Genomic DNA, 23,993 nt, shown 5'->3' with positions numbered 1-23,993 from the left:
GTGCGCCCCATCCGCAGGACGTCGCCCGCCAGGCAGGACCGAGCCTGGAGACGACCCGCACGGCCGTTTGGAACCGGCTCACTCGGCGCGGCGTCGCACACCACTTCGGTCGGTGTGTGCGACTGGGGGCGGTGACCAGGGCGTGCGGGCGGGCTGCACCTTCTCCGGCCGGGCGCCACTGCGTGCCCCCATCGGCAGAACGACCGATTGCCGTCGTCGGGGGCGACACACGAGTGTGGGACGGCATAGTGCGGCCGGACTTCGATGTGGCCAGCGCGGGGTCGGGGGCTCTCCGTCGACCTCAACCCGACAGGAGGAACACCCGTGACTCTGAAGGACCCGACCGGCTCGCGAGGGGGCGCTGCTGCCCACCCGTGGTCTCCCGGTGGCCCCGGCGCCTCGTCCACCGACCACGCCGACGCCGGGCGTGCGGTCGACGGCTCGCCGACCTCGACTTCCCGGTCGAGCGGGTCGACATCCTCGGTCAGGACGTGCTGACCGTCGAGCAGGTGACCGGAAAGCTGAACGACCCCACTGCCGCCCGGCGGGGTGCGGCGGGCGGAGCCGTCCCGGGCGCGCAACTCGGCTGGATCTCCGGACGCTTCGGCTGGGCCGATCCGTTGGTGAGGGCGGTTCCGCTCGCCCTCTACGGACTGCTCATCGGAGCGGTGATCGGCTACGTGCTTCAGGGAGGTCGCCGGGACTCCGCGTCGGTGGCCTTCACACGACCCCAGCGGTTGGAACTGGTTGTCGACGACGACGTGGCCGACGAGGTGGCCGGCAAGGCCGCCCGGCTGCTCGCAGGGAGGGTTTGAGATGGCGCGCGCGGTTGGTATCGATCTCGGGACGACGAACTCGGTCATCGCCGCGTGGGAGGGCGGTGAGGGCTCGGTCGTCCCCAACGCCGAGGGGGCTCGCACGACGCCGTCGGTGGTGGCGTTCACCGAGAACGGGGAGCGTCTGGTCGGCCAGTTGGCCCGTCGGCAGGCGATCCTCAACCCGAAGGGGACGATCTACTCGGTCAAGCGGTTCGTCGGCCGCAGGTTCGAGGAGGTCGAGGAGGAGGCCGGTCAGGTCACCTACGACGTGGTTCCCGATGCGAACGGGCTCGCCCGGATCAAGGTGCGGGACAAGCTGTATGCGCCGGAGGAGATCTCCGCCCTGATCCTGCGCAAACTTGCCGACGACGCCGGACGGCACCTCGGCGAGCGGGTCACCGAGGCGGTGATCACTGTCCCCGCCTACTTCAACGACGCGCAGCGAACCGCAACCCGGGATGCGGGGAAGATCGCCGGCCTCGAGGTTCTGAGGATCATCAACGAGCCCACCGCCGCGGCGCTCGCCTACGGGATGGACAAGGGCCAGCACGAGACCGTGCTGGTGTTCGACCTCGGCGGCGGGACGTTCGACGTCAGCGTCCTCGACGTCGGCGACGGCGTCGTCGAGGTACGTGCCACCGCCGGTGACACCCACCTCGGAGGTGACGACTTCGACCGGCGGATCGTCGATCACCTCGCCGAGGAGTTCCAGAAGGAGAACGGCATCGACCTGCGCAAGGACCCGCAGGCGCTGCAGCGGCTGTACGAGGCCGCCGAGAAGGCGAAGGTCGAGTTGAGCTCGGTCAGCCAGACCCAGGTCAACCTGCCCTTCGTCACCGCGGACGCGAACGGGCCGAAGCATCTGGCGATGACGTTGATGCGCTCGAGGTTCGAGCAACTCACGGCGGATCTCGTCGAGCGGACGATGGGGCCGGTGCGTCAGGCCATGTCGGACGCCAAGGTGGGGACGGACGACGTCGACGAGGTCATCCTGGTCGGCGGGTCGACCCGGATACCCGCGGTGCAGGCGCTCGTGCGCCGCCTGACCGGTGGCAAGGAACCGAACATGACCGTCAACCCCGACGAGGTCGTGGCTGTCGGCGCCGCGATCCAGGCGGGGGTCCTCAAGGGTGAGGTCTCCGACGTCCTCCTGCTCGACGTCACGCCGCTGTCCCTGGGGGTGGAGACCCAGGGCGGCCTGATGACCAAGATCGTCGAGCGGAACTCCACGATCCCGGTCCGGCGCAGCGAAGTCTTCTCGACGGCCGCGGACAACCAGCCGGCCGTCGACGTCGTCGTGCTGCAGGGCGAGCGCGAGCGCGCGGCGGACAACCGGGTGCTCGGGCGGTTCCAGCTCACCGGCATCCGACCGGCGCCGCGCGGGGAGCCGCAGATCGAGGTCGTCTTCGACATCGACGCCAACGGCATCGTCAACGTGACGGCCCGCGACAAGGACACCGGCGCCGAGCAGGGCATCACGATCTCCGAGAGCGCCAACCTGGACACCGCCGAGGTCGAGCGGATGGTCACGGAGGCCGAGCGGAACAGGGCTTCGGACCAGCAACTCCGGCAGGAGGTCGACGCGCGCAACCAGTTGGACAGCATCGCCTACCAGGTGCAACGCCGACTCGACGAGCTGGGCGACTCGGCACCATCGCACGAGCGCGCTCGGGCCGAGATGCTGGTGACCGAGGCCCGGCAGGCGGTCGCCGATCAGGCGCCGCTCGATCGTGTCCGCGAGCTGACCGGCGAGCTGCAGCAGGTGGTGGCCGGGCTCCAGGCGGTGGCGACCAACTCTGCCGCGGGCGCCGGTGACGCAACCGGCGCCGACAGGGGGGCCGCGGACGACGACGTCATCGACGCCGAGTTCGACCGGAAGTGAGCCCTGGCCATGGGAGAGCCCGGATCGAAGACGCCGCCCGCCCACCCGGAGGGTGGACCGGCTGCGGACGCGGAAGCCTCCGAGGCAGGGCCTCGCCCGGACGGCGGACCTCCGCGGGAGGTGGCGCCCCCGCCGGCGGACGGCGCGACGGCAGGCCCCACCCAGCGCGCGCTCGATGCCGCCGAGGACCGCTGGCGGCGCGCCGCGGCAGACCTCGACAACCTGCGCAAGCGCTACGCGCGGGAGGTCGCGCGCGAGCGCGAGATCGAGCGGGAGCTCGTCACGTCGGCGTTCCTGCCCGTGCTCGACACCATCGATCGCGCGCTCGAACACGCCGCCGCGGACCCCGAATCCATCGTCGAGGGCATCCGCACCCTCCGTGAGCAGGCCCTCGCCGTCGTCTCGGGGCTCGGCTACGGACGGGAGGACGAACCCGGAGTGCCGTTCGATCCGGCGCGGCACGAGGTGGTCGGGCTGGTGGACGCCGACGGGGCCGGGACCCCGCCCGGTTCGGTGGCCTCCGTGGTCCGGCCCGGCTACGGCGCCCCCGGACGCCAGCTCCGACCGGCAGCCGTCACCGTGGCGCAGCGGCAGGAGAGCTGACCGATGCCCCGCGACTTCTACGAGGTACTCGAGGTGCCCCGGGACGCCGGCCCCGACGAGCTGCAACAGGCGTTCCGACGGTTGGCGCGGCAGAACCATCCGGACGTGAACAAGGATCCGGGGGCGGAGGAGCGGTTCAAGGAGATCAACGAGGCGTACTCCGTGCTGTCGGACCCGGAGCTCCGCAAGCGTTACGACCGTTTCGGGGAGGACTTCCGGCGGGTTCCCGAGGACTGGGAGGAGCGCGTCGGTGCCGGGGCGGGTGGATTCGGTGGCCGGGCCGGTCGTGGTCGCCGGGCGACCTGGACCGCGGAGGGCGCCGACGTCGACGGGGTATTCGTCGGCGGAGGCTTCGACGGTATCGATCTCGAGGACCTCCTGGGAGGCATGTTCGGCGGCCGTGGCCGCGGCCCCCGTGCGGCCCGCTCTGCGGGAGCGGATCAGGAGGCCGAGCTTCCTCTTACCGTGGAGGAGGCCTATCGCGGCGGGCGCAAGGAGATCACGCTCAACGGCCCGGAGGGCCCACGCAGCTACACGGTCACCATCCCACCCGGCGTCACCGACGGCCGGCGGATCAGGCTGGCCGGCGAGGGAGGGCGGGGGCTCGGCGACGGCCCGGCCGGAGACCTCTACCTGGTGGTGCGGCTGTTGCCGCACCCGCTCTTCCGCGTGGAGGGCCGGAACATCCACGTCGATCTGAAGCTCGCCCCGTGGGAAGCGGCCCTCGGGGCGACCGTCCCGGTCGTTGCACCCGGGGGCGAGACCAAGGTGACCGTGCCGTCCGGCTCGTCGTCCGGACGACGCCTCCGCCTGCGTGGGCAAGGCATGCCGGACCCGGCCGGACACCCGGGCGACCTGTTCGCCGAGATCAAGATCATGGTGCCGGCACGGCTCGGTGAACGCGAACGCGAGCTGTATTCCGAACTCGCCACGACGTCGACGTTCGATCCGCGCCGCGCCACGACCGACGACGCGAGGAGACGCCGATGAACCCGCAGAGTCGTCCGCTTCGCTACCCGCTGGTCCGGAGTCCGAGACCCGCCCTGCTCCACGAGGAGGAGTTCGCCCGGCGCTGCGGCCTGCACCCCGAACTGGTGCGGCGGTTCTGGGCGCTGGGGCTGATCCCGGCCGCGCGTCACGTCGACGGGTCCCTGTGGTTCGGCCCGGCGCAGGTACCGGCCGTCGCACGGTTGCAGCGCCTGCACACCGCCCTGCCGCTCAACTACGCCGCCCTCGGACTCGTGTGCGACCTCCTCGACCGGATCACCGAGCTCGAGACCGCCCTACGCGTTCGCGGGCGCACCGAACCGGTGCGGCGACGCACCACTCCTCCTCGACCGACCGTCGACCGACCGGAGCGGAGTCAGCGATGGACCTGAACCGCCTGACCCAGAAGTCCCAGCAGGCACTGTCCGACGCACAGGACCTGGCCACCCGTGCGGGCCACACCGAGGTCGACGGCGAGCACCTGCTGGCCGCACTCCTCGACCAGCCGGAGGGGTTGGTGCCCCGGCTGCTCGGGGAGATGGGCATCGATGTCCGGGCGCTGCGCTCCGACCTGGAGGAAGAGCTCGGCCGCAAGCCCCGCACGACCCGGCCGGGGCCCCAACCGGGCCAGGTCGCGGTCACGCAGCGGCTGGCCAACGTGCTCGACGTCGCCGACCGAGAGGCACGGCGGATGAAGGACGAGTACGTGTCGGTCGAACACCTGCTCGTGGCTCTGGCGGACGAGGGGTCCGCCGGCGGTGCGGGTCGGGTGCTCGCCCGGCACACCGTCACCCGCGAGGCCATCCTCGCCGCCCTGACGCGGGTACGCGGCAACCAGCGCGTCACCTCCGCCACTCCGGAAGGGGCGTACGAGGCCCTGACGAAGTACGGGATGGACCTGGTGGAGTCGGCCCGCTCCGGTCGGCTGGACCCGGTGATCGGCCGCGACGCCGAGATCCGCCGGGTCGTCCAGATCCTGTCCCGGAAGTCGAAGAACAACCCCGTGCTGCTCGGCGAGCCCGGAGTCGGCAAGACCGCCATCGTCGAGGGTCTGGCCCAGCGCATCGTCGACGGGGACGTTCCCGAAGGCCTGCGCGAACGCACCATCTTCGCCCTGGACATGGGGCTGCTGGTGGCCGGGGCGAAGTACCGCGGCGAGTTCGAGGAGCGGCTGCAGGCGGTGCTGTCGGAGGTCAAGGCGGCGGAGGGCCGGATCCTGCTGTTCGTCGACGAGCTGCACAACGTCGTCGGTGCAGGGGCGTCCGAGGGATCGATGGATGCCGGCAACATGCTCAAGCCGATGCTCGCCCGGGGTGAGCTGCACATGATCGGTGCGACCACGCTCACCGAGTACCGCCAGCACGTCGAGAAGGACGCCGCGCTCGAGCGCAGGTTCCAGCCCGTCTTCGTCGACGAGCCCACCGTCGAGGACACGGTGTCCATACTGCGCGGGTTGCGCGAGCGGTTCGAGGTGTTCCACGGTGTCCGGATCCTCGACGGGTCGTTGATCGCGGCGGCGACGTTGAGCCACCGCTACCTCACCGACCGTTTTCTGCCCGACAAGGCCATCGACCTGGTCGACGAGGCGTGCGCCCGGCTGCGCACCGAGATCGACTCCATGCCCGCCGAGCTCGACGAGATCACCCGCAAGGTGATGCGGCTGGAGATCGAGGAGGCGGCGCTCGCCCAGGAGGAGGACGCCGCATCCCGCGCGCGGCTCGACCAGCTCCGCCGTGAGCTGGCCGACCTTCGCGGCGAGGCCGACGCCATGCGCGCCCAGTGGAATGCCGAACGGCAGGCGATCAAGCGTGTTCAGGAGCTCCGGGCGCAGCTGGAACAGGTCCGCCACGACATCCAGGATGCCGAGCGCGCCTACGACCTCAACCGCGCCGCGGAGCTGCGCTTCACGAGGCAGGCCGACCTGGAGCGCAAGCTCGAGGCCGAAGAGCGTCGGCTCGCCGAGAAGCAGGGCGAGCACCGGCTGCTGCGCGAGGTGGTGACGGCGGAGGAGATCGCAGAGATCGTCTCGGTGTGGACCGGCATCCCGGTCGCCCGGCTGACCGAGGGCGAGCGGGAGAAGCTGCTGCGCCTCGACGAGGTGCTGCACCGGCGGGTGGTGGGCCAGGACGAGGCCGTGCAGGCGGTCGCGGACGCGATCATCCGGGCCAGGTCCGGGGTGAAGGACCCGCGACGGCCGACCGGCTCGTTCATCTTCCTCGGCCCGACCGGTGTCGGGAAGACGGAGCTGGCCAAGGCGCTGGCCGAGGCGCTGTTCGACTCCGAGGACAACATCGTCCGGATCGACATGAGCGAGTACCAGGAGCGGCACACCGTGTCCCGGCTGGTCGGCGCCCCGCCCGGCTACGTCGGCTACGAGGAGGGCGGCCAGCTCACCGAGGCGGTCCGCCGCCGTCCGTACGCCGTCGTCCTCTTCGACGAGATCGAGAAGGCGCACCCGGACGTCTTCAACACGCTGCTGCAGGTCCTCGACGACGGCCGGCTCACCGACGCGCAGGGGCGCACCGTCGACTTCCGCAACACCGTCATCATCATGACGTCGAACATCGGGTCGCAGTACCTGCTCGACGGGGTCACCGACGACGGCCGGCTCGAGCCGGAGGCACGTGATCTCGTGATGGCCGAGCTGCGGGCCCACTTCCGGCCCGAGTTCCTCAACCGGGTCGACGACACCGTGCTGTTCACGCCGCTGAGCCAGGGCGAGATCGAGAACATCGTCGAGCTCATGCTGTCCGACCTGCGCGTGCGGCTCGCCGAGCGCAACATCACCGTGGAGATCGGCGACGGCGCCCGCCGCTTCATCGCGCACGAGGGCTACGACCCGGTGTACGGGGCCCGTCCGCTGCGCCGGTTCATCGCCCGGGAGGTCGAGACCCAGGTTGCCCGCGCGCTGCTGCGCGACGGAACCATCGAGGGGTCCACCATCCGGGTCGACGTGGGCGACGACCGGCTCGTCGTCACCCGCCAGCCCGTCGGGGCGCAGGCGTGAGCGCCTCGGCGACGGCGCGGACGAGCACCATCGTCTGCCCGCACTGCGGGAAGCGGAACCGGGTACCGGTGTCCGCAGGCTCGGTGCCGAAGTGCGGCAACTGCCACCAGCGCCTGCCCTGGATCGCCGACTCGGGCGACGACGACTTCGCCGAGGTCGCGGAGCGGGCTCCGGTCCCGGTACTCGTGGATCTGTGGGCGACCTGGTGCGGGCCGTGCCGGATGGTGAGTCCCGTCCTCGAACGGCTGGCCACCGAGCGAGCCGGTGAGCTCAAGCTGGTCAAGGTCGACGTCGACCGGGCGCCCCGGCTCTCCCAGCGGTTCGAGGTGCGCGCCGTCCCCACGCTGATGGTCCTGCGGGACGGCGAGGTACTCGCCCGCCAGCCCGGAGCCGCACCGGAGCCGGCGTTGCGAAGCTGGCTGGACCAGGCACTGCAGTCGAAGGGAACCGAGGACCGATGAACGTTCCGGTAGGGCTCGACCCGCACCTGGCGTTCGTCCGCGACGACGTCGAGCCCCGCACGCCCGAGGGATGCCAGGAGTGCCTGCGGATCGGATCGCCCTGGGTCCATCTGCGGCTGTGCCTGACCTGCGGGCACGTCGGCTGTTGCGACCAGTCCCCGGGCAGGCATGCCCGCCGGCACGCCGGCCTGGTCGGCCACCCGATCATCCGGTCGTTCGAGCCGGGCGAGGACTGGTGGTGGTGCTTCGTCGACGAGGCACCGGTGTGACCGCCCGGGAGTCGGCCGACCAGCAGAGCCCTGGCGTCGGGCAACTGCTGGCCGACGTGCCGCCCGGGGAGACGCCGGACGTGTCCGGGGCCTTCCCCCGCCTCGAGGAGACGCGCCTCCGGGAGCTGGCGGCTTGGGGGGAGCGTCGGCCCACGACACGCGGGGACGTACTTGTCGCCGAGGGCGAGGTGGAGGACACCTTCTACGTGGTGCTCTCCGGCCGGGTCGCCGTCGTCGAAGCGCTCGGGACGCCCGACCAGCGTGTGGCGCGGTTGCACGGGCCCGGCCGCTTCCTCGGCGAGCTCGGTGTCCTCACGCGGCAGCCGGCGTTCCTGAGCGACGTCGTCGTCGACCCGGGTGAGGTCCTGGCGGTTCCGGCCGACCGGCTGCGTGCCGTCGCGGCACGGGACCACGCCTTCGGTGATCTCGTGCTGCAGGCCTACCTCGTCCGACGATGGCTGATGCTGGGCGAGGGCATCGGGTTCCGGATCATCGGCTCCAGGTATTCGGCCACCACCAGGCAGCTGCGCGAGTTCGCCGTCCGCAACCGGCTCCCGCACCGTTTCCGGGACCTGGAGACCGACCCCACGGCCGAGCAGCTGCTCCGCTCCCTCGGGCTCGGTCCCGGCGACACGCCGATCGTGCTGTACCGGGACCGGCTGCTGCGCAACCCCTCGACTGCCGACCTCGCGCCGATGTTCGGACTCTGCGACATCGGTGACGGCCGGGAGATCTGCGATCTCGTGGTCGTGGGGGCCGGCCCTGCCGGGCTCGCGGCGGCTGTGTACGGCGCCTCGGAGGGCCTGGACACCGCGCTGCTCGACGGCGTCGCGCTGGGCGGGCAGGCGGCGCGGACGTCGTGCATCGAGAACTACGTCGGCTTCCCCTCCGGGATCGCCGGGGGCGAGCTGGCCGAGCGCGCCGTGTTGCAGGCGGAGAAGTTCGGGGCGCGGCGGTCCGTACCGTCGGAGGTGGTGGGGTTGGAGGAGCGCGACGGGAACCACGTGCTGCGGTTCGCCGACGGCGGTGAGCTGGCCACCCGCACGGTGATCATCGCGTCCGGCGTGCGCGTCCGCCGGCTCCCGGTCCCCGGACTGAGGCAGTTCGAGGACACCTGCGTGTACTACGCGGCCACGCCCATCGAGGCCCAGCAGTGCGTCGGAGACCCGGTGGTGGTCGTGGGCGGGGGCAACTCGGCCGGCCAGGCCGCGGTCTTCCTCGCGGGCCATGCGGCCGAGGTCCACCTGGTGGTCAGGGAACACGAACTCGACGAGAACATGTCGCGCTACCTCGCCGACCGGATCGTCCAGGATCCGTGCATCGAGGTGCATCTGCACACCATGGTGGAGGGCCTGGAGGGCGAGGCCGGCCGCCTCGAGGCCGTCGTCGTGACGGACACGGTGACCGGTGAGCAGCAGCGTCTGCGCGCGCGCGACCTCATGGTGTTCATCGGGGGCGAGCCCAGCACGTCGTGGCTGCCGGACTCGGTCGCCCTGGACTCCGGTGGCTACGTGCTGACCGGGCCGGACGCGCGCCGGCCGGCGCAGCGGGGAAGGTCCGGCGGCCCCGACCCGCTGCTGCTCGAGACCAGCCTGCCCGGCGTCTTCGCAGCCGGCGATGTCCGGAGCGGCTCGGTGAAGCGGGTCGCCTCGGCGGCGGGTGAGGGCGCGATGGCGGTGCGCATGGTGCACGAGCACCTCGCCAAGGCCTGGTGACGCGCAAGGAGAAGGACGTCGCCGGAAGCAACGCCGGAACTGGCGTGGTCGACACACCCCACCGTCCCCCGGGTAGCCCGGCTCGCTCGGCCGTGGTCCGCGTGAACGTCGTGTCGTCCGCGTCTTCTCCCGGAGGCGCCGTCCCGCGCTGGTCCTCGGGATTCGGTCGGGCGACCGCGGCTCAGACCCGGGGACCGGTTCTAGGCGTCGACGTCGATCGGCCGATGTCGTCCCCGGGGTACTTCCAGAGCCCTGCGCCGGCCGGGCCGGGTCTCCGGCCTGGGAAGGGTCGCTACGGTGGGCCCGCGCTCCGGCGCCGACTCACCCATGCCTGCCGGCAAGCGGGGCCGGAACGTAGAGGCCGCCTCGTTCCGCGCGGACCGCGGCGAGTGTCCGTGTCGGTGCCCCGAGCTTGCCGAGGACGTGCTCCAGGTGCGCGGCCACGGTTCGTGGAGCCACGACGAGCGTATGAGCGATCTGCTGGTTGGAACACCCCTCGACCAGGAAGCCCAGCACTTCCAGTTCCCGCGGCGTGAGCCCGTGGACGTCGCTCGCAGGTGACAGCAGGGCCAGCCCGGTCAGCCCCGGCGGGACGTCCTCGGGGGCGGCCAGAGCGGTCACGCGCACGTGCCCACGCGGGGCGTGGGACCCGCCCACCGGCCAGAGGAACGAGGAGTAGACGTGCCCGTCGCCGATGCGTTCGCGTGCGGTGGCCAGGACGGGGGAGGACGGGGTCAGCAGCTCGTCCGCGGGAAGGCCCGGCAGTGCCTGGCAGCGTTCGTCGATGTAGAGCACCACGCCGGCCGTGGCCCCGTGCACCAGGTGTGCGGCTGTGAGAAGCGAGCGCATCGGGTCGATGCCGCGTGCGAGCACCGGTCCGAGCCGTCCGAGTCTGCGGCGCGTGAGGGGGGAGGGTGGGCGGCGGTCGCCGGACAGCAGCGCGAGGAAGCCGACGTGCCGCCCCTCCGGTGTGACGAGGGCGAGGGCCAGCGCTTCGTCGATCGCGGACGGGATGAGGCATTCGGCCCACGTCGGCAGCTCCTCGGCCGGATAGGGCAGGTCCGACGGGCTCAGCGGGGGGCGTGCCCGGTCGGTGCCGGTTACTTCGACGTCCCGCGCCATCAGCGGACCGGAGAGGAACTCGACGATCGGGCCGTCGAGGTCGAGGCTCGCCAGGAAGCGGTAGCCGTGGCCCATCGGGTCGGCGAGCGCCAGCCACGCGCCGTCGAACGGGACGAGCCGGCGGAGGTCCTCGAGCAGGGCCTGCGCGCGCTCGGAGGTGGTGCCGGCCGAGGCGGCGGTCTCGGCCAGCATCAGCTCACCGGCCTGGTGCGAGCGCATGTGCCCTCCGAGGATCGCCGCGGCAGCGGCCCGAGCCCGGCCGTCACTGAAACGGCTGCTCGATGTGCTGGGAGGACGCCGCTCGGGTAGTCAGTCACAACATGGAGCGGGTGTTACTACCACGGACGCGGGTGACCTAAACCGGAGACCGGCCCGGCGGCCCGGCGGGGTCGGGGGGAGCGGTGGTCGTCCGGTGCCGGTCCGAGGAACACGCGCCTCCGTCGCGGGAGTCCGGCAGCGCCCGGGGGACACCTGCTGCCGAGGTGGCTCGGTCGGGCGGGTCGGGCCGGCCCGGTACCGGCATATCTGCCGATACCGGGCCGACGCTGTGGCAGGTGCAATGAAGGCCCGCTCGAGCCGGGAGCGCTCGGCCAGACCGATGAGGAGGCTGCCTAGTGCTGTTGTCGAGCGGGCGGGTGCTCGGTGGTCGGGCCGGAACTCGGTTCTGATGCGCAGCGTGGCGTGCACGACGTTGACCCGGCGGCGGGCCAGCGCGACGAGGGCCTGGTGGTGTCGTTTCCTTCGGCACGTTTGCGCCGGTAGAAGGCTTTCGACAGTGGAGGGTGGCGGCCGGGTCCACCCGGCCGCCACCGACATCGCCGTTGCCCCGCAAGCCACGCGTGCTTGAGGGGCGCGTAGATCGAAGGCCTCAGTGCCTCGACGAGCCGTGGAGGGGCGCCATGGGCGACCGAGAACCTGACCGTTCGCCCGACCGGTCGGACGGCGGGTCCACCCGAGACGGGCGGCAACGCGGACGCCGGGTCCGGGTCGGTCTGCTGGCCGATCCCGGCGCCCCCACCGATCTCGCCGCCTCCCCCCGGCTCGTCCGGAACATCGCTCTGATCAACACCGTGGGGACTCTGGGCGGCTTCGCCGCCGGGTACGTGACCGGCTGGTTGCGCGACCCCAGCGGCGGTTACGCCACCCCGTTCCCCGTCTGGCGCCATCTCTCGGCATCAGCGTCGCGCTCGCCACAGCGCTTCTGAGGCATGACCGGAACGCCGAGGCGCCGGCAAGACGGTCAGCACCTGTCGCGCGCGAAGAGGAGTGAACGGAACGGCCGCGCCCGGCGCAGGGCGAGGACGCGGCCGCGAGGCAGGGTGCGCAGCTCGCAGGGTGGGAACGGTTTCGACGTAGGTGGCGGTGTCGTCGAGTTCGCCCCGCCCGGGCGGCGGTGGAGGTGTCTTCGAGCCGGGTCGGTGACCGCGCGGCCATCGGATGACCATGCCGCGCCGGCGGACTCGGAGACGCTGCCGGACACCCGGGAGCGACGTGGCGTGGTGGGAGCTCGTACGATGTGGCCAGATACCCCCGCGGGGTATAGAGTCTGCGGCGGTCGAGCCGAGGAGGAGCACGATGGTGGCGCAGCGCACGACGGCCGGCCCGCTCGAGACCGCGGTGCTGAACGTTCGTGGGGTGCAGTGGGCGAGCGAGAAGGCCGTCGTCGAGACGGTGCTCGGTCGCCGGCCGGGCGTGCACGCGGTGGAGGCGAACCCGGTCGCGCAGACCGCCACCGTCCGCTACGACCCCACCCGCACCACCGTGGCCGAGCTGGCACGCTGGATCCGCGACTGCGGCTACGCCTGCGCGGGGCGGTCCGTGCCCGAGCACGTCTGCGACCCGCTCGCCGAGGCGGCCGGCCACGACGCCGGCCACGACGCCGGCCATGCGCAGGCCCCTGCCGGCGCGCCGCCCGCCCGGGCGTCACACGAGATGACGGGCCACGGCGGCCACGGCGAGATGTCGATGTCGGCGATGGTCGCCGACATGCGCAACCGGTTCCTCGTCGCAGCGCTGCTCTCGGTGCCGGTGCTGCTGTGGTCCCCGATCGGCCGCGAGGTCCTGGGCTTCACCGCGGCGGCCCCGTTCGGGCTGCGCGACGACGTCTTCTCGCTGGTCCTCAGCCTGCCGGTGATCTTCTACTCCGCCTGGATCTTCTTCGACGGCGCGGTCCGGGCGTTGCGGGCCCGGACGTTGGACATGATGGTCCTCGTCGCCGTGGCCGTCGGCGCCGGCTGGGGCTACTCCGTGGTCGTCACCCTGACCGGTGGCGGCGAGGTGTTCTACGAGGCCGCGACCGTGCTGACGGCATTCGTGCTGCTCGGGCACTGGTTCGAGATGCGCGCCCGCGGCGGCGCCAACGACGCCGTCCGCGCGCTGCTCGACCTGGCACCACCTCGCGCGGTGGTACTGCGGGAAGGCCGCGAGATCGAGGTGCCGACCTCCGAGGTCGTCGTCGGGGACCTGTTGCTCGTGCGGCCCGGAGCGAAGATCCCCGTCGACGGGACCGTCGCCGACGGGGAGTCCGACGTCGACGAGTCCATGGTCACCGGCGAGAGCCTCCCGGTGCACAAGCAACCCGGCAGCGAGGTCGTCGGTGCCACCCTGAACGCCGACGGAACGCTGCGGGTCCGGGCGACCAAGGTCGGCGCCGACAGTGCTCTCGCCCAGATCGTCGCGCTCGTGCAGCAGGCGCAGAACTCCAGGGCGCCCGGCCAGCGGCTCGCCGACCGGGCCGCCTTCTGGCTGGTGTTCGTCGCGCTGCTCGGCGGGGCGGTCACGTTCGCGGCCTGGGCGCTGTTCTCCGACGAGCCGCTGACCATTGCGCTGCTGTTCGCGATCACGGTTGTCGTGGTCACCTGCCCCGACGCCCTCGGCCTGGCGACCCCGACCGCGATCATGGTCGGAACCGGCTTGGGTGCCCGCCGCGGCGTGCTGTTCAAGAACGCCACCGCCCTGGAGTCGTCGGCCCGTATCGACACCGTCGTCATGGACAAGACCGGCACCCTGACCAAGGGTGAGCCCGAGGTGACCGACGTCGTCGCGACCGGCATCGACGAGCAGAAGCTCATCGCGCTGACCGCAGCGGTGGAGCGCAACTCCGAGCACCCGCTCGCTCGCGCGATCGTCACCCACGCCGAGGAGCGCGGTATCGCGGTCAGCGCCGCCGAGCAGTTCGGCAGCGTGCCCGGTCACGGCGCTACCGCCACCGTCGACGGCCACCGGGTCGCCGTCGGGAACAGCCGGCTGCTCGAGCGCGACGGTGTGGCCGTCGGCGACCTCGGGCGCCGCCGCGACGAGCTCGCCGGCGCAGGCCGCACGACCGTGATGATCGCGGTGGACGGGCAGGCAGCCGGAGTGATCGCGCTCGCCGACGCTCCGCGCTCGACCGCCGCGGCGGCCGTCACCGCACTGCACGAGCTCGGCGTGGAGGTCGTCATGCTCACCGGCGACAACGAGGCCACCGCCCGCCGCATCGCCGAGGGCCTGGGCATCGACACCGTCGTCGCCGACGTCCTGCCCGGCGACAAGGCCGCACAGATCACCCGCCTCCAGGGTGAGGGCCGTCGGGTCGCGATGGTCGGTGACGGGGTCAACGACGCGCCGGCGCTGGCCCAGGCCGATCTGGGCGTCGCCATCGGAGCGGGCACCGACGTCGCCATCGAGACCGCCGACGTCGTGCTCATGCGGTCGGACCCGCTCGACGTTCCCGTCGCGCTGCGGATCGGCCGGGGGACGCTGCGGAAGATGCGACAGAACCTCGCGTGGGCAGTGGGCTACAACGCCGTGGCGCTCCCGATCGCCGCGGGCGTCTTCGCGCCGGCGTTCGGCCTCGTCCTGCGCCCCGAGATCGCGGCGTTGTCCATGTCCGGGTCGAGCTTCCTCGTCGCCGTCAACGCCTTGCTGCTCAAGCGACTGCGCCTGCCGCGGCCTGCTGACGGCTCCGACACCACGACGTCGGCGGGGGCGCCTGAGCCCGGGTCGCACGCGGATCATTGACGCGCCCCTTGCCGGCGTGACGTCGGGCGGCACGGCGGTCCGGCCGGAGCGCGGGTCCGCCGTAGCGCGAGCGCCGTCGTCAGCTCTGGGGGGTCGCGGCCGGGAGCGGGACGATGACCTGCGACAGCGGGGTCGGGGCCTGGTCGCCGCTCCAGATCGTCCGGCCCGCCTGGGTCATCACGACGTGGACGGGATCGGTGGCCGAGAACTGGATCGTCAGGTCGCCGGCCGGACCGCTCGCGCGGCTCTGGGCCAGGTTCAGGTGGTTGGCGTCCTCCAGGCACACGAGGACGCCACCGCTGGCCTGGGTGGGGGTGAACTCGCTCTCGGCGACGTGGTTGTACGAGTCGGTCGCCGTCAGGTGGATGGTGGCGCTCGGCGCGGCGGTCGGCGTCGCGGCCGACGCCACGCCGGCTCCCGCCCCGGTGACCGCGGCAGCGGTGAGAACGACGGCGATGGACTTCGCGAGTGTGTTCATGACGGGCTCCTGGGGTCGGGTGGCGGAGTCGATCCGCTGCGGACAACGGTGCTCCGAGCGCGGCCGTGCTCTCGTCCGGCGATCCGCCGAGCCGCAGGGCGAACCCGCTGTCCCCCGATCACCCGACGCGGCACGACCGCCGGCTCGGTCGGACGGGTGGGCGGCGGGATCGGAGGCGCCCGCAGGTGTGAGCGCCGGTGCGACGGATCTCTCGGTTTCATTAGCTATGCCAAGAGGTAGCGTCTCCGGCGATGACGGTCTCGCCGCGCCTCGCCCCGCCGACGTTGCGTTCGATGGCGCCGTCGGTCTTCCTCCCGGCAATGGTTTTCGAGATCGGCAACGGCGCGGTGATCCCGGTCGTCGCGATCACCGCGATCGACCTCGGCGCCAGCACGGGGACCGCGGGCTTCCTGGTGGCGCTGCTGGGGATCGGTCAGCTGGTGGGCGATCTCCCGGCTGCCGCGCTGGCGGCGCGGCTGGGTGACCGGCGCGCGATGGTCCTCGCGGGTGTGGTCTCGATGGCCGGGATGCTCGGCTGCTTCTTCGCGCCGTCGTTGGCGATCCTGGGCGTCTGCCTGTTCGTCCTGGGCATGTGCAGTGCGACGTTCTATCTCGCGCGTCAGGCGTACCTGACCGAGGTGGCGCCGCTGAACCTGCGCGCACGGGCGCTGTCGATGCTCGGGGGTTCGCATCGGGTCGGTCTGTTCATCGGGCCGTTCGTCGGTGCGGCGGTGATCGGTCTGACGTCGTTGCGCGCCGCCTACGTGGTCGCCGTCGTGACCGCGGGAATCGCGGCGCTGTTGCTCGTGGTCATTCCCGACATCGAGCCGGCCGGGTCGGGGCGGGTCAAGGCGGCCGCTCCGGTCGGGGCCGGGCAGGGCCTGCTGGCCACGGCGAAGGCGCATCGGCGCGTGCTGATGACGCTGGGGACGGCGGTGCTCGCGATCGGCGCGACGCGCGCCGCCCGCCAGACGGTGCTCCCGCTGTGGGCGGTCCACATCGGACTGACCGCCGAGGCGACCAGCCTGGTGTTCGGGATCGCCAGCGCCGTGGACATGGCGTTGTTCTATCCGGCGGGCAAGGTGATGGACCGCCACGGCCGGCTCGCCATCGCCGTGCCGTCGATGCTCGTCCTTGGCGGAGCTATCGCCGTCCTGCCGCTGACCAGCGGGATCGTCGGGCTGACCGTCGTCGCGATGGTGATGAGCTTCGGTAACGGGATCGGGTCCGGCATCGTCATGACCCTCGGTGCGGACGTGGCACCACCGGACAACCGGCTGCGGTTCCTGTCGATGTGGCGACTGATGGGCGATACGGGTAATGCGGCGGGGCCCGTCGTCGTCTCGGTTGTCGCCGGGTTCGCGACGCTGGCCGCCGGGATCGTGGCCGTCGGCGGGGTCGGTCTGCTCGCCGTCGCCGCGCTGCTCGCCTGGGCGCCGCGATACTCGCCGTTCGCCACCCGGGCGATGGTGCGTGCGCACCGCGCGGTGGCCGACGCCGCCTCCTGACCCGGCGGTTCGTCCTCGTTCGCGCAGGGCGGATGCCCTCGGCCGCGGCGCCGTAGGCCCGTGGCAGCAGCCAAAAAGTTGCGATAGCGCAATCGTTGAGTATCGTCATGCATCGCGTGGGCCGGGTTCGGCCCGGTCACCGTTCCTACTTCGGGCAGGTGATGCACAGGTGTCCACGACGGTCGATCGTGCGGCGGGTCCGGGGCTGGCACGGCTCCGGACCGGTGTCGGCGGCGAGATGCTGGCCGAGTTCCTCGGCACCTTCGTCCTGATCATGTTCGGGCTGGGCTCGGTCGCCGTCGCGGTCGTCGGGCTGCCCGGCTCGGGCCGCGAGTCGACACCATTCGGCCCCGCGAACTGGCTGATCATCGCGTGGGGATGGGGGCTGGCCGTCGTCCTCGGCGTCTACGTCGCGGGCGGGATCAGCGGCGCGCACCTCAACCCCGCCGTCACGCTCGCCTTCGCGGTCCGACGTGGGTTCGCCTGGAGCCGGGTCCCCGCCTACTGGATCGCCCAGGTGCTCGGGGCGTTCGCCGCGGCGGCGCTCGTCTACGCGCTCTACCGCGACGCCATCGTCGACTTCGACGTCGCCAACAACATCGCCGACCGGGCCCAGTCGCAGTCCACCTTCTCCATCTTCGCGACGTTCCCGGCGAGCTATTTCCACGGCGGGCTGTGGGGACCGTTGATCGACCAGATCGTCGGGACCGCGCTGCTGCTCGGGCTCATCGCCGCACTCGTCGACAGCCGCAACCAGGCCCCGCGGGCGAACATGGGCGCGCTCCTGATCGGCTTCGTCGTGGTCGCCATCGGCCTGAGCTTCGGGACCAACGCCGGCTACGCGATCAACCCCGCCCGTGACCTCGGCCCCAGACTGCTGACCTACATCGAGGGGTGGGGCCGGCTGGCGTTCCCGGGCGGCGGAACGTACTTCGACAACTACTGGTGGATACCCCTCGTCGGTCCGCTGATCGGCGGGGTCGTGGGCATCTGCGTGTACGACCTGCTGGTGGGCAGCACGCTCGCCGGGCGGGCGCGCCTGGGTGAGCGCCCGGAACCCGGCCGGGTCGTCGACACCGAAACCGATCCCGACGCCTGACCCGGTTACCGGCCTCCTCGTCCTGGGACCCGACCCGACCATGCCGCTCGGAGCAGTCCGTCCACCCCCTCGGGTGTCACGGGTGCGGGATTGGCGTAGGGATGCGCGACGACCTGCTCCGCGACGGGGCCGATGTCCGCCTCAGCCATGCCGAGCTCCGCGAGCGACCGGGGTGCGCCGAGCGTGCGGGCCAGTTCCCAGAGGGCCAGGGCGGGGTCGGTCGAGCCCAGCAGCTCGGCAAGGGTCCGCCGGGCGACCGGCGCCGCGTCCTGGTTGTAGGCGAGGGCGTGGGGGAGCAGCACCGCGTGGGTTTCGGCGTGGGGCAGGTCCAGGGTCCCCCCGAGGGCGTGGCAGAGCTTGTGGTGCAGCGACATCGTCGTGGCGCCGAGACATGCGCCGCAGAGCCAGGAGCCGTAGAGGGCGGTGGCGCGGGCGTCGCGGTCGACGGGGCGGTCGGCGATCCGGGTCAGCGACGTGGTCATCGCGCGGATGCCTTCGGTCGCGAGCAACGACGTGACGGGGTTCGCGTCGGGTGCGTAGAGCGCCTCGACGGCGTGGGCGATCGCGTTGAGCCCACTGGTCATCGTGACGTGCATGGGGAGCCCGACGCTGAGCCCGGGGTCGTAGAGCACGCTCGTGGGCAGGACGCGGGAGTCCCGGCCGGTGGTCTTGAGCCCGTCTCGGGTGATGCCCCAGACGGGCGTCATCTCGGATCCGGCGTACGTGGTGGGTACGGCGACGATCGGCAGTCCGCGGTGCAGCGCGACGGCCTTGGCGAGGCCGACGGCCGAGCCCCCGCCCACGGCGACGCAGCCGTCGGCACCGACCCGGGCGGCGTGCTCGACGGCGCGTTCGACGGTCTCGGCCGGTACGTGCACGCGGGCCTCGGCGAAGACCCCCGCCGAGAGCTCGCCGAGGGCGGCAGCGGCTCGGTCCCCGAGCCCGACCTGCCCGGGGGAGCAGACCACCAGCGTCCGGCGCAGCCCGGCGCGGCGGACCTCGTCGGCGAGCACCGCGTCCAGCGCCGCGCCGAACCGGACGCGCATCGGCCGTGCCTCGTGGACGAACGGCTGCGGCGGAGTGATCATCGTGCCCGCTCCCCGATCGGGTCGTGGCGGTCGAGCACGACGGCGAACTCGACCGTCCGGAAGGGGTTCGGCAGGCCGACCTCGGCGGCCCGGACCGGGTCGTCGACCGTCGTGAACTCGCGGACGAGGCTCTCCTTGACCCCGAAGACCGCGTCGGAGTCGAGGTAGGGCGTCCCGTCGACGAACAGGTGGGTCGTGACGGTGCGCATGCCGGGGGCCGAGATCTCGAAATGGATGTGCGCGGGACGGTTGGGGTGGCGCGAGGTGGCCCGCAGCAGCTCTCCGACGGTGCCGTCGGACGGGATCGGGTAGTACCGCGGCACGACGGTGCGGAACCAGAACCGGCCGCCGCCGTCGGTGCTGAACAGTCCGCGCAGGTTGTCCTCGGGGTCGACGTCGGGCCGCTGGACGTCGTAGTACCCGTGCGCGTCGGCCTGCCAGACGTCGACGCCGGCGCCCGGTACCGCCCGGCCGTCGAGGTCGGTGACAGTGCCCAGGACAAGGCACGGGTCGCCGTCGGCAGGTCCCGAGATGCACGCTCCCAGCTCTCGCCCGGGGGAGTCGACCATGTGGAACGGGCCCTCGACGGTGGACTCGGTCAGGACTCCGTCCGAGGGGGTCGCGAGCGTCTCGACGAGCATCGAGATGCCGAGCACGTCGGACAGCAGGATGAACTCCTGCCGCGTGTCGGAGCACATGTGTCCGGTCTCGGTGAGGAACCGGATGGCCGTCGCCCACTCGGCCCTGGTGAGCCGCACGTCCTTGACGAACCCGTGGAGGTGCTCGACGAGGGAGGTCATCACGTGACGCAGCCTGGCGTCGGGTGTCGCGGCGAAGCTCGCCGCGACCACCTCCTCCGCTCGCCCCCGGGGCCCCGGCCCCGGGCCGGCGGCCGTCGACGACGTGGTCGTGCATGTCTTCCTCCTTGGGACCCGAGGTCCGGGTGTGGTTCCCGACCGATTGTCGGTGGGGCGCCCGGAGCACCACATCGCGCGAACACGCGATGTCACGGGAGATCAGGCGTCGCCGGCGACGTCACCCCGGAGGAGCGCGACGCGGGTCAGCTCGACCCTGGTGTTGATGTCGAGCTTGGTGAACGCGTGACGCAGGTGCGTGCCCACGGTGTGGACGGAGACGTGGAGCCGCTCGGCGATCGCGCGGTTGGTGTGCCCTTCGGCGACGAGCCGCGCGACGCGCCGCTCCGAGGCCGTCAGGGCGGCCCAACCGGACGTCGCGCGCTCTCCCGTCGCGACGGCTCGGGTGGACGCCGACCGCCGGTCCGCCGACGTGGCGGTCTCCACGGCGGCTATGACGACGCGCTGGTCGTGTGCGGCGCGGCCGATCTCGCAGAGAACGTCGCGGAGGCGACGCCCGGGTCTGCCGGGAACGACGAGGCTCGGCCACAGCCTGGGCGGCAGGGACATCAGCCGCGCGCGGTTGCCGTGGCGATCCAGCCAGCGGTGTGCGTCGTCGGCACTGTCCGGTGCCAGCCGCAGGTGCGCGGCGGCCGTCCAGATGTCGAATGCGTTCGGTCGGCGGGGGAGCGTCGCTCCGTCGAGCGCCCGACGGGCGTCGTCCACCCGGCCGCGGTCAACCTCGATGACGGCCAGGACGGCCCGGGTGAGGCGTCGCGTCCGCACGATGTCCAGCCGGTCGGCGACCTCCAGCGCGGTCTCCGCCTCGGCGGCGGCGTCGTCGAGCTCGTCGCACATCCAGCGTTCGATCGCCCGGACGGTGTGCCAGTAGGGCGCCGACCAGCCCAGCCCACGTCGTTCGTAGTGGCGCTGCCCCTCGAGGAGGAGGTCGGCCGCCTCGTCGGCGCGATCGGACGAGAGCAGTACGGTGGCGAGCCACAGCTCGGGTATCCGCGGTGCGTGCAGCGGCCTGGTGGCCGACACCTCGACACCCGAGGCCGCCTGCTCCGCGAGCTCGATCGCGGCGGTGACCTTCGCCTGGCTGAACGCCAGCTGTGAGGCGAACAGGTCCGCGCTGACCCGGGTCGCGGGGTCGGCACTGCTGCGGGCAGTACTGAGGAGGGGCCGCGAGACCCGGATCGCCGCGTCGGTCTCACCGAGGTTGACGTGACCGGCGGCGCGGACCTTCAGGAGCGCGAGCTCGACGTGTGCGTCGAGGGTCGGGAGGGCCAGGGCGTGCGTGACGTGGTCCATCGCCTCGTGGTCGTCACCGGCCGCCTGGTGCAGGTGCGCGGCGACGAGCCGCAGTCGCGCCTCCTCCGTCGTGGCCAGGCCGCTGACCTGCAGGTGCTCGAGGATCGACAGCGCCTCCCCGACCCGGCTCGTCCGGCCGAGGTGGGTCGCCCCCGTGATCAGGAACTCGACACGGTGCGGGTCGGACCCGGCGAAGAGCTCGCTGACCTGGAAGGCGAGCTCTGCGGCGTCTTCCGGGGACACGGTGGCCAGCCGCCCGACGGCACCGCGGACCATGCCGAGATCCTCGTCCGAGAGCCGCCCGGTCGACCGGGCGAGGTGCCGGACGGCCGCAGCCTCCCCACCCGGCCACGCCATCGTGTGGCGGGCGACCTCGTGGTGCAGCGCACGGCGCACCGAGGACGGCAGCGACCCGTAGAGGTCGTCGCGGAACCGGGCGTCGGCGAACCGCAACGTCGGTCCGTTGTCGACGAGCACGCCGCCGGCGAGGGCGGCGTCGATCTCCGGGAGGAGGCTCCCCACGGAGGTCCCCAGCATGCGGGCGGCGACGTCCGGGTCGAACTCGATCCCGATCACCGATCCGACCTTCAGCAGTGCCGCCGGCCCGCCGGCGACCGCGTCCCAACCGGGTGGCTCCGGCGGGACCGTGACGGCACCGATCCGGCGCAGCGCGGCGACGACGCGGTCGACCCGTGACGATCCGGGCTCCACACCGACGGCCCACAGGACGGGGAGGTGCCGCAGGCGCTCCGGGAGTGTTCGCAGGGCGAGCAGTGTCGCGGGGTCGGTCCAGCGCGCGTTCTCGATCACGACGACGACCGGCGCGTCGTGTGACCGCGCGTCGAGCAGCTCGGCGACCCGGTCGGCGATGGCGCCGCCGTCGGCGTCACCCGTGTCCGACCCGGCGAGGACCTCCAGCAGCGCCGAGGTCGCGGACAGCTCGTCGCTCTCCCGCGCCGGCACGACGACGACGGCGTGGGCCGCGGCGCGCGCAGCGGCGGTCAGCTGCGCGAACGCTCCCGATGCGCGGGTCCGCTCGTCGAGCTCCACCAGGAGCGCCGACGGCATGCCCCGGTCCAGGGCGGCCAGGGCCTCGGTGATCTCCCGACGCACGGGCGGCATGACACCAGCATGGGCGTTCGGCGCGGTGGGCGCACCCGACGCCGGTCGGCTTTCACCCGGGTGAAAGCCGCGCGCGCCCCCGGCTCTCACCCCGACCGCACCCACACTTCGCCGGACCGACACCGACCGACGAAGGACTCCGATGCGCACTGGCAGGCAGTATCTGGACGCTCTCGACGACGGCCGCCGGGTATGGGTGGGCGACGAGCTGATCGACAACGTCGCGACCCATCCCGCGACGCGGGCCTTCGCCCGGCTGACCGCCGACTTCTACGACCTGCACCACCGCCCGGACCTCGAGGAGGTGCTGACCTACGTCGACGACGACGGCGTCCGGCGCTCGATGATGTGGTTCAAGAACACCGACAGGGACGGGCTCCGCCGCAAGCGGCGCTACCACGAGACCGTCATGCGGCTGCTCGGTGCGGGCTCGGCACCGCGGTCGCCCGACGTCAACAACTCGGTGCTGCGGACCTACGTCGACGATCCGCAGCCGTGGAGCGATCAGTCCATCGGTACCGACGGGCGCGACCTCACCGCAGGCATCCTGGACTTCTTCGAGGAGGCCAAGGCCGGCGACCTCAACTGTGCGATCGCGTTCGTCGACCCGCAGACCGACCGGTCGCGCGAGTCGGCGCAGGCCGAGTCGCCCGCGCTGCGGGTCGTGTCCCGGTCCGACGACGGGATCGTCGTGACCGGGGTGAAGGCGATCGCCACCGGCGCGGTCTTCTGCGACGTCCTCAACGTGGGGGTCTTCTACCGGCCGGGAATCCCCGAGGAGCAGATCATCTTCGCCGCGGTGCCGGCGAACGCCCCCGGCGTCACGATGGTGTCGCGCGAGAGCAACGTCCGTGACGGCGAGACCGTCGAGCACCCGATGGCCGCCCAGGGCGACGAGCTGGACACGACCGTCATCTTCGAGAACGTCTTCATCCCGTGGAACCGGGTGTTCCACCTCGGGAACCCGGCGCACGCCTCGTACTACCCGCAGCGGGTGTTCGACTGGGTCCACTACGAAGGCCTCGTGCGGGAGATGGTGCGCGCGGAGCTGATGCTCGGCCTCGCGCTGCTGATCACCGAGCACACCGGGGTGGCCCAGCTCCCGCCCGTCACCGCTCGCCTCGCCCAGTTCGCAGGCTTTCACCAGACGCTCAAGGCGCACGTGCTGGGCTGCGAGGAGGAGGGTTTCCTCACCCCCGGCGGCACGTACAAGCCCAACGTGCTGATGTTCGACTTCGGCCGGGCCTACTACCTGGAGAACATCGCCCGGCTCAGCGCCGAGCTGGTCGACCTGGCCGGGCGCGCCGCGCTCGTGTTCCCCTCCGAGGGACAGTGGCAGGAGCCGGCGCTGCGGCCGTGGCTGGAGGCCCTGCACACGGGGCCGGTCGGCCGTCCGCACGACCGGCTGAAGATCAGCCGGGTGATCCGCGACCTGTTCCAGTCGGACTGGGGTGCGCGCATGGCGACGTTCGAGAACTTCAACGGCACGCCGCTGCTCGCGATCCGGACCTTCACGATGAAGCGGGCCGAGATGTCGGCGGCCGGGCCGGTCGCCGACCTCGCGCGGCAGATCTGCGGAATCGAGACCGTCCGCGAGGAGGACCGCACCGACTACCTGACGCAGGCGGAGTACGCCCGCCGCCAGGACAGCGCCGCAGCGGTGTGAT

General features: G+C 72.2%; 19 protein-coding genes. 14 read left to right on the top strand and 5 right to left on the bottom strand.

The genetic code is table 11. The annotated features are described in order from the left end of the window. The first annotated feature begins 491 nt into the window (after nt 1–491). The 9 genes from PSD17_RS00680 (at nt 492) to PSD17_RS00640 (ending at nt 9,742) form a co-directional block, all read left to right on the top strand. Entirely contained in the window at nt 492–815 is a 324-nt protein-coding gene (locus tag PSD17_RS00680; protein WP_234027800.1) for a hypothetical protein, read from the top strand. A gap of 1 nt (nt 816) precedes the next feature. Beyond that, nucleotides 817–2,700, top strand: coding sequence for a molecular chaperone DnaK (gene dnaK, locus PSD17_RS00675; protein WP_339120922.1), 1,884 nt, complete (start codon nt 817–819; stop codon nt 2,698–2,700). Nucleotides 2,701–2,820: 120 nt separating this feature from the next. After that, a complete protein-coding gene (locus tag PSD17_RS00670; protein WP_233899388.1) occupies nt 2,821–3,303 on the top strand; it encodes a nucleotide exchange factor GrpE in 483 nt (160 codons plus the stop codon). A 3-nt stretch (nt 3,304–3,306) separates the two neighbouring features. Continuing rightward, on the top strand, nt 3,307–4,293 hold the full coding sequence (locus PSD17_RS00665) for a J domain-containing protein (RefSeq protein WP_339120919.1): 987 nt from the start codon (nt 3,307–3,309) through the stop codon (nt 4,291–4,293). Beyond that, complete coding sequence (locus PSD17_RS00660; RefSeq protein WP_013674355.1) at nt 4,290–4,682, top strand: chaperone modulator CbpM; 393 nt, start codon at nt 4,290–4,292, stop codon at nt 4,680–4,682. Before PSD17_RS00665 ends, PSD17_RS00660 begins: the two co-directional genes overlap by 4 nt. Continuing rightward, on the top strand, nt 4,673–7,297 hold the full coding sequence (gene clpB, locus PSD17_RS00655; RefSeq protein WP_339120916.1) for an ATP-dependent chaperone ClpB: 2,625 nt from the start codon (nt 4,673–4,675) through the stop codon (nt 7,295–7,297). The genes PSD17_RS00660 and clpB overlap by 10 nt, the downstream gene beginning before the upstream one ends. Continuing rightward, nucleotides 7,294–7,758 carry a thioredoxin gene (gene trxA / locus PSD17_RS00650; protein WP_013674357.1) on the top strand — a complete coding sequence of 155 codons (465 nt, stop codon included), beginning with the start codon at nt 7,294–7,296 and terminating at the stop codon, nt 7,756–7,758. The genes clpB and trxA overlap by 4 nt, the downstream gene beginning before the upstream one ends. Continuing rightward, nucleotides 7,755–8,027, top strand: coding sequence for a UBP-type zinc finger domain-containing protein (locus tag PSD17_RS00645; protein WP_339120914.1), 273 nt, complete (start codon nt 7,755–7,757; stop codon nt 8,025–8,027). The genes trxA and PSD17_RS00645 overlap by 4 nt, the downstream gene beginning before the upstream one ends. Continuing rightward, nucleotides 8,024–9,742, top strand: a complete 1,719-nt coding sequence (locus tag PSD17_RS00640) for an FAD-dependent oxidoreductase (protein WP_339120912.1) — start codon at nt 8,024–8,026, stop codon at nt 9,740–9,742. The genes PSD17_RS00645 and PSD17_RS00640 overlap by 4 nt, the downstream gene beginning before the upstream one ends. A 321-nt stretch (nt 9,743–10,063) precedes the next feature. Here PSD17_RS00640 and PSD17_RS00635 read toward each other — a convergent pair whose 3' ends face one another. Then, nucleotides 10,064–11,083, bottom strand: a complete 1,020-nt coding sequence (locus PSD17_RS00635; RefSeq protein WP_339120910.1) for a helix-turn-helix transcriptional regulator — start codon at nt 11,081–11,083, stop codon at nt 10,064–10,066. A 680-nt stretch (nt 11,084–11,763) separates the two neighbouring features. Here PSD17_RS00635 and PSD17_RS00630 point away from each other — a divergent pair. Together PSD17_RS00630 and PSD17_RS00625 are read left to right on the top strand one after the other, a co-directional pair. After that, nucleotides 11,764–12,069 (top strand): hypothetical protein, encoded by a 306-nt coding sequence (locus PSD17_RS00630; protein ID WP_339120908.1) that lies wholly within the window; start codon nt 11,764–11,766, stop codon nt 12,067–12,069. 370 nt (nt 12,070–12,439) lie between these two features. After that, nucleotides 12,440–14,863 carry a heavy metal translocating P-type ATPase gene (locus tag PSD17_RS00625; RefSeq protein WP_339120906.1) on the top strand — a complete coding sequence of 808 codons (2,424 nt, stop codon included), beginning with the start codon at nt 12,440–12,442 and terminating at the stop codon, nt 14,861–14,863. A gap of 79 nt (nt 14,864–14,942) precedes the next feature. Here PSD17_RS00625 and PSD17_RS00620 read toward each other — a convergent pair whose 3' ends face one another. Continuing rightward, nucleotides 14,943–15,341 carry a hypothetical protein gene (locus PSD17_RS00620; RefSeq protein WP_339120904.1) on the bottom strand — a complete coding sequence of 133 codons (399 nt, stop codon included), beginning with the start codon at nt 15,339–15,341 and terminating at the stop codon, nt 14,943–14,945. 251 nt (nt 15,342–15,592) lie between these two features. On the opposite strand from PSD17_RS00620, the gene PSD17_RS00615 reads away from it, so the two are divergent. Next, complete coding sequence (locus PSD17_RS00615; protein WP_339120903.1) at nt 15,593–16,849, top strand: MFS transporter; 1,257 nt, start codon at nt 15,593–15,595, stop codon at nt 16,847–16,849. Nucleotides 16,850–17,087: 238 nt separating this feature from the next. Further along, nucleotides 17,088–17,948 (top strand): MIP/aquaporin family protein, encoded by an 861-nt coding sequence (locus PSD17_RS00610; protein ID WP_013674364.1) that lies wholly within the window; start codon nt 17,088–17,090, stop codon nt 17,946–17,948. A 5-nt stretch (nt 17,949–17,953) separates the two neighbouring features. Here PSD17_RS00610 and PSD17_RS00605 read toward each other — a convergent pair whose 3' ends face one another. The 3 genes from PSD17_RS00605 to PSD17_RS00595 form a co-directional block, all read right to left on the bottom strand. After that, the gene (locus tag PSD17_RS00605) at nt 17,954–19,036 is read right to left on the bottom strand and encodes a maleylacetate reductase (RefSeq protein WP_339120902.1); all 1,083 of its coding nucleotides are present in this window, start codon (nt 19,034–19,036) and stop codon (nt 17,954–17,956) included. Further along, nucleotides 19,033–19,887, bottom strand: coding sequence for a dioxygenase family protein (locus tag PSD17_RS00600; RefSeq protein WP_445260980.1), 855 nt, complete (start codon nt 19,885–19,887; stop codon nt 19,033–19,035). The genes PSD17_RS00605 and PSD17_RS00600 overlap by 4 nt, the downstream gene beginning before the upstream one ends. Before the next feature lie 165 nt (nt 19,888–20,052). After that, nucleotides 20,053–22,326 carry a helix-turn-helix transcriptional regulator gene (locus PSD17_RS00595; protein ID WP_339120900.1) on the bottom strand — a complete coding sequence of 758 codons (2,274 nt, stop codon included), beginning with the start codon at nt 22,324–22,326 and terminating at the stop codon, nt 20,053–20,055. Between the two features lie 142 nt (nt 22,327–22,468). Between PSD17_RS00595 and PSD17_RS00590 the strand changes: the two genes are divergently transcribed. Next, nucleotides 22,469–23,992, top strand: coding sequence for a 4-hydroxyphenylacetate 3-hydroxylase family protein (locus PSD17_RS00590; protein ID WP_013674368.1), 1,524 nt, complete (start codon nt 22,469–22,471; stop codon nt 23,990–23,992). The last annotated feature ends 1 nt before the right edge of the window (nt 23,993 follow it).

Source organism: Pseudonocardia sp. D17 (genome assembly GCF_036984265.1).
GTDB lineage: Bacteria > Actinomycetota > Actinomycetes > Mycobacteriales > Pseudonocardiaceae > Pseudonocardia > Pseudonocardia benzenivorans.
This window is presented reverse-complemented; position numbering and strand designations above follow the sequence as displayed.

Coding starts and splice junctions, on each gene's coding strand:
- PSD17_RS00595 (WP_339120900.1), bottom strand. CDS start 22,326: ATGCCGCCCGTGCGTCGGGAGATCACCGAGGCCCTGGCCGCCCTGGAC.
- PSD17_RS00635 (WP_339120910.1), bottom strand. CDS start 11,083: ATGCGCTCGCACCAGGCCGGTGAGCTGATGCTGGCCGAGACCGCCGCC.
- PSD17_RS00660 (WP_013674355.1), top strand. CDS start 4,290: ATGAACCCGCAGAGTCGTCCGCTTCGCTACCCGCTGGTCCGGAGTCCG.
- PSD17_RS00590 (WP_013674368.1), top strand. CDS start 22,469: ATGCGCACTGGCAGGCAGTATCTGGACGCTCTCGACGACGGCCGCCGG.
- PSD17_RS00625 (WP_339120906.1), top strand. CDS start 12,440: ATGGTGGCGCAGCGCACGACGGCCGGCCCGCTCGAGACCGCGGTGCTG.
- clpB (WP_339120916.1), top strand. CDS start 4,673: ATGGACCTGAACCGCCTGACCCAGAAGTCCCAGCAGGCACTGTCCGAC.
- PSD17_RS00615 (WP_339120903.1), top strand. CDS start 15,593: ATGACGGTCTCGCCGCGCCTCGCCCCGCCGACGTTGCGTTCGATGGCG.
- PSD17_RS00610 (WP_013674364.1), top strand. CDS start 17,088: ATGCTGGCCGAGTTCCTCGGCACCTTCGTCCTGATCATGTTCGGGCTG.
- PSD17_RS00630 (WP_339120908.1), top strand. CDS start 11,764: ATGGGCGACCGAGAACCTGACCGTTCGCCCGACCGGTCGGACGGCGGG.
- PSD17_RS00605 (WP_339120902.1), bottom strand. CDS start 19,036: ATGATCACTCCGCCGCAGCCGTTCGTCCACGAGGCACGGCCGATGCGC.
- PSD17_RS00665 (WP_339120919.1), top strand. CDS start 3,307: ATGCCCCGCGACTTCTACGAGGTACTCGAGGTGCCCCGGGACGCCGGC.
- PSD17_RS00645 (WP_339120914.1), top strand. CDS start 7,755: ATGAACGTTCCGGTAGGGCTCGACCCGCACCTGGCGTTCGTCCGCGAC.
- PSD17_RS00620 (WP_339120904.1), bottom strand. CDS start 15,341: ATGAACACACTCGCGAAGTCCATCGCCGTCGTTCTCACCGCTGCCGCG.
- dnaK (WP_339120922.1), top strand. CDS start 817: ATGGCGCGCGCGGTTGGTATCGATCTCGGGACGACGAACTCGGTCATC.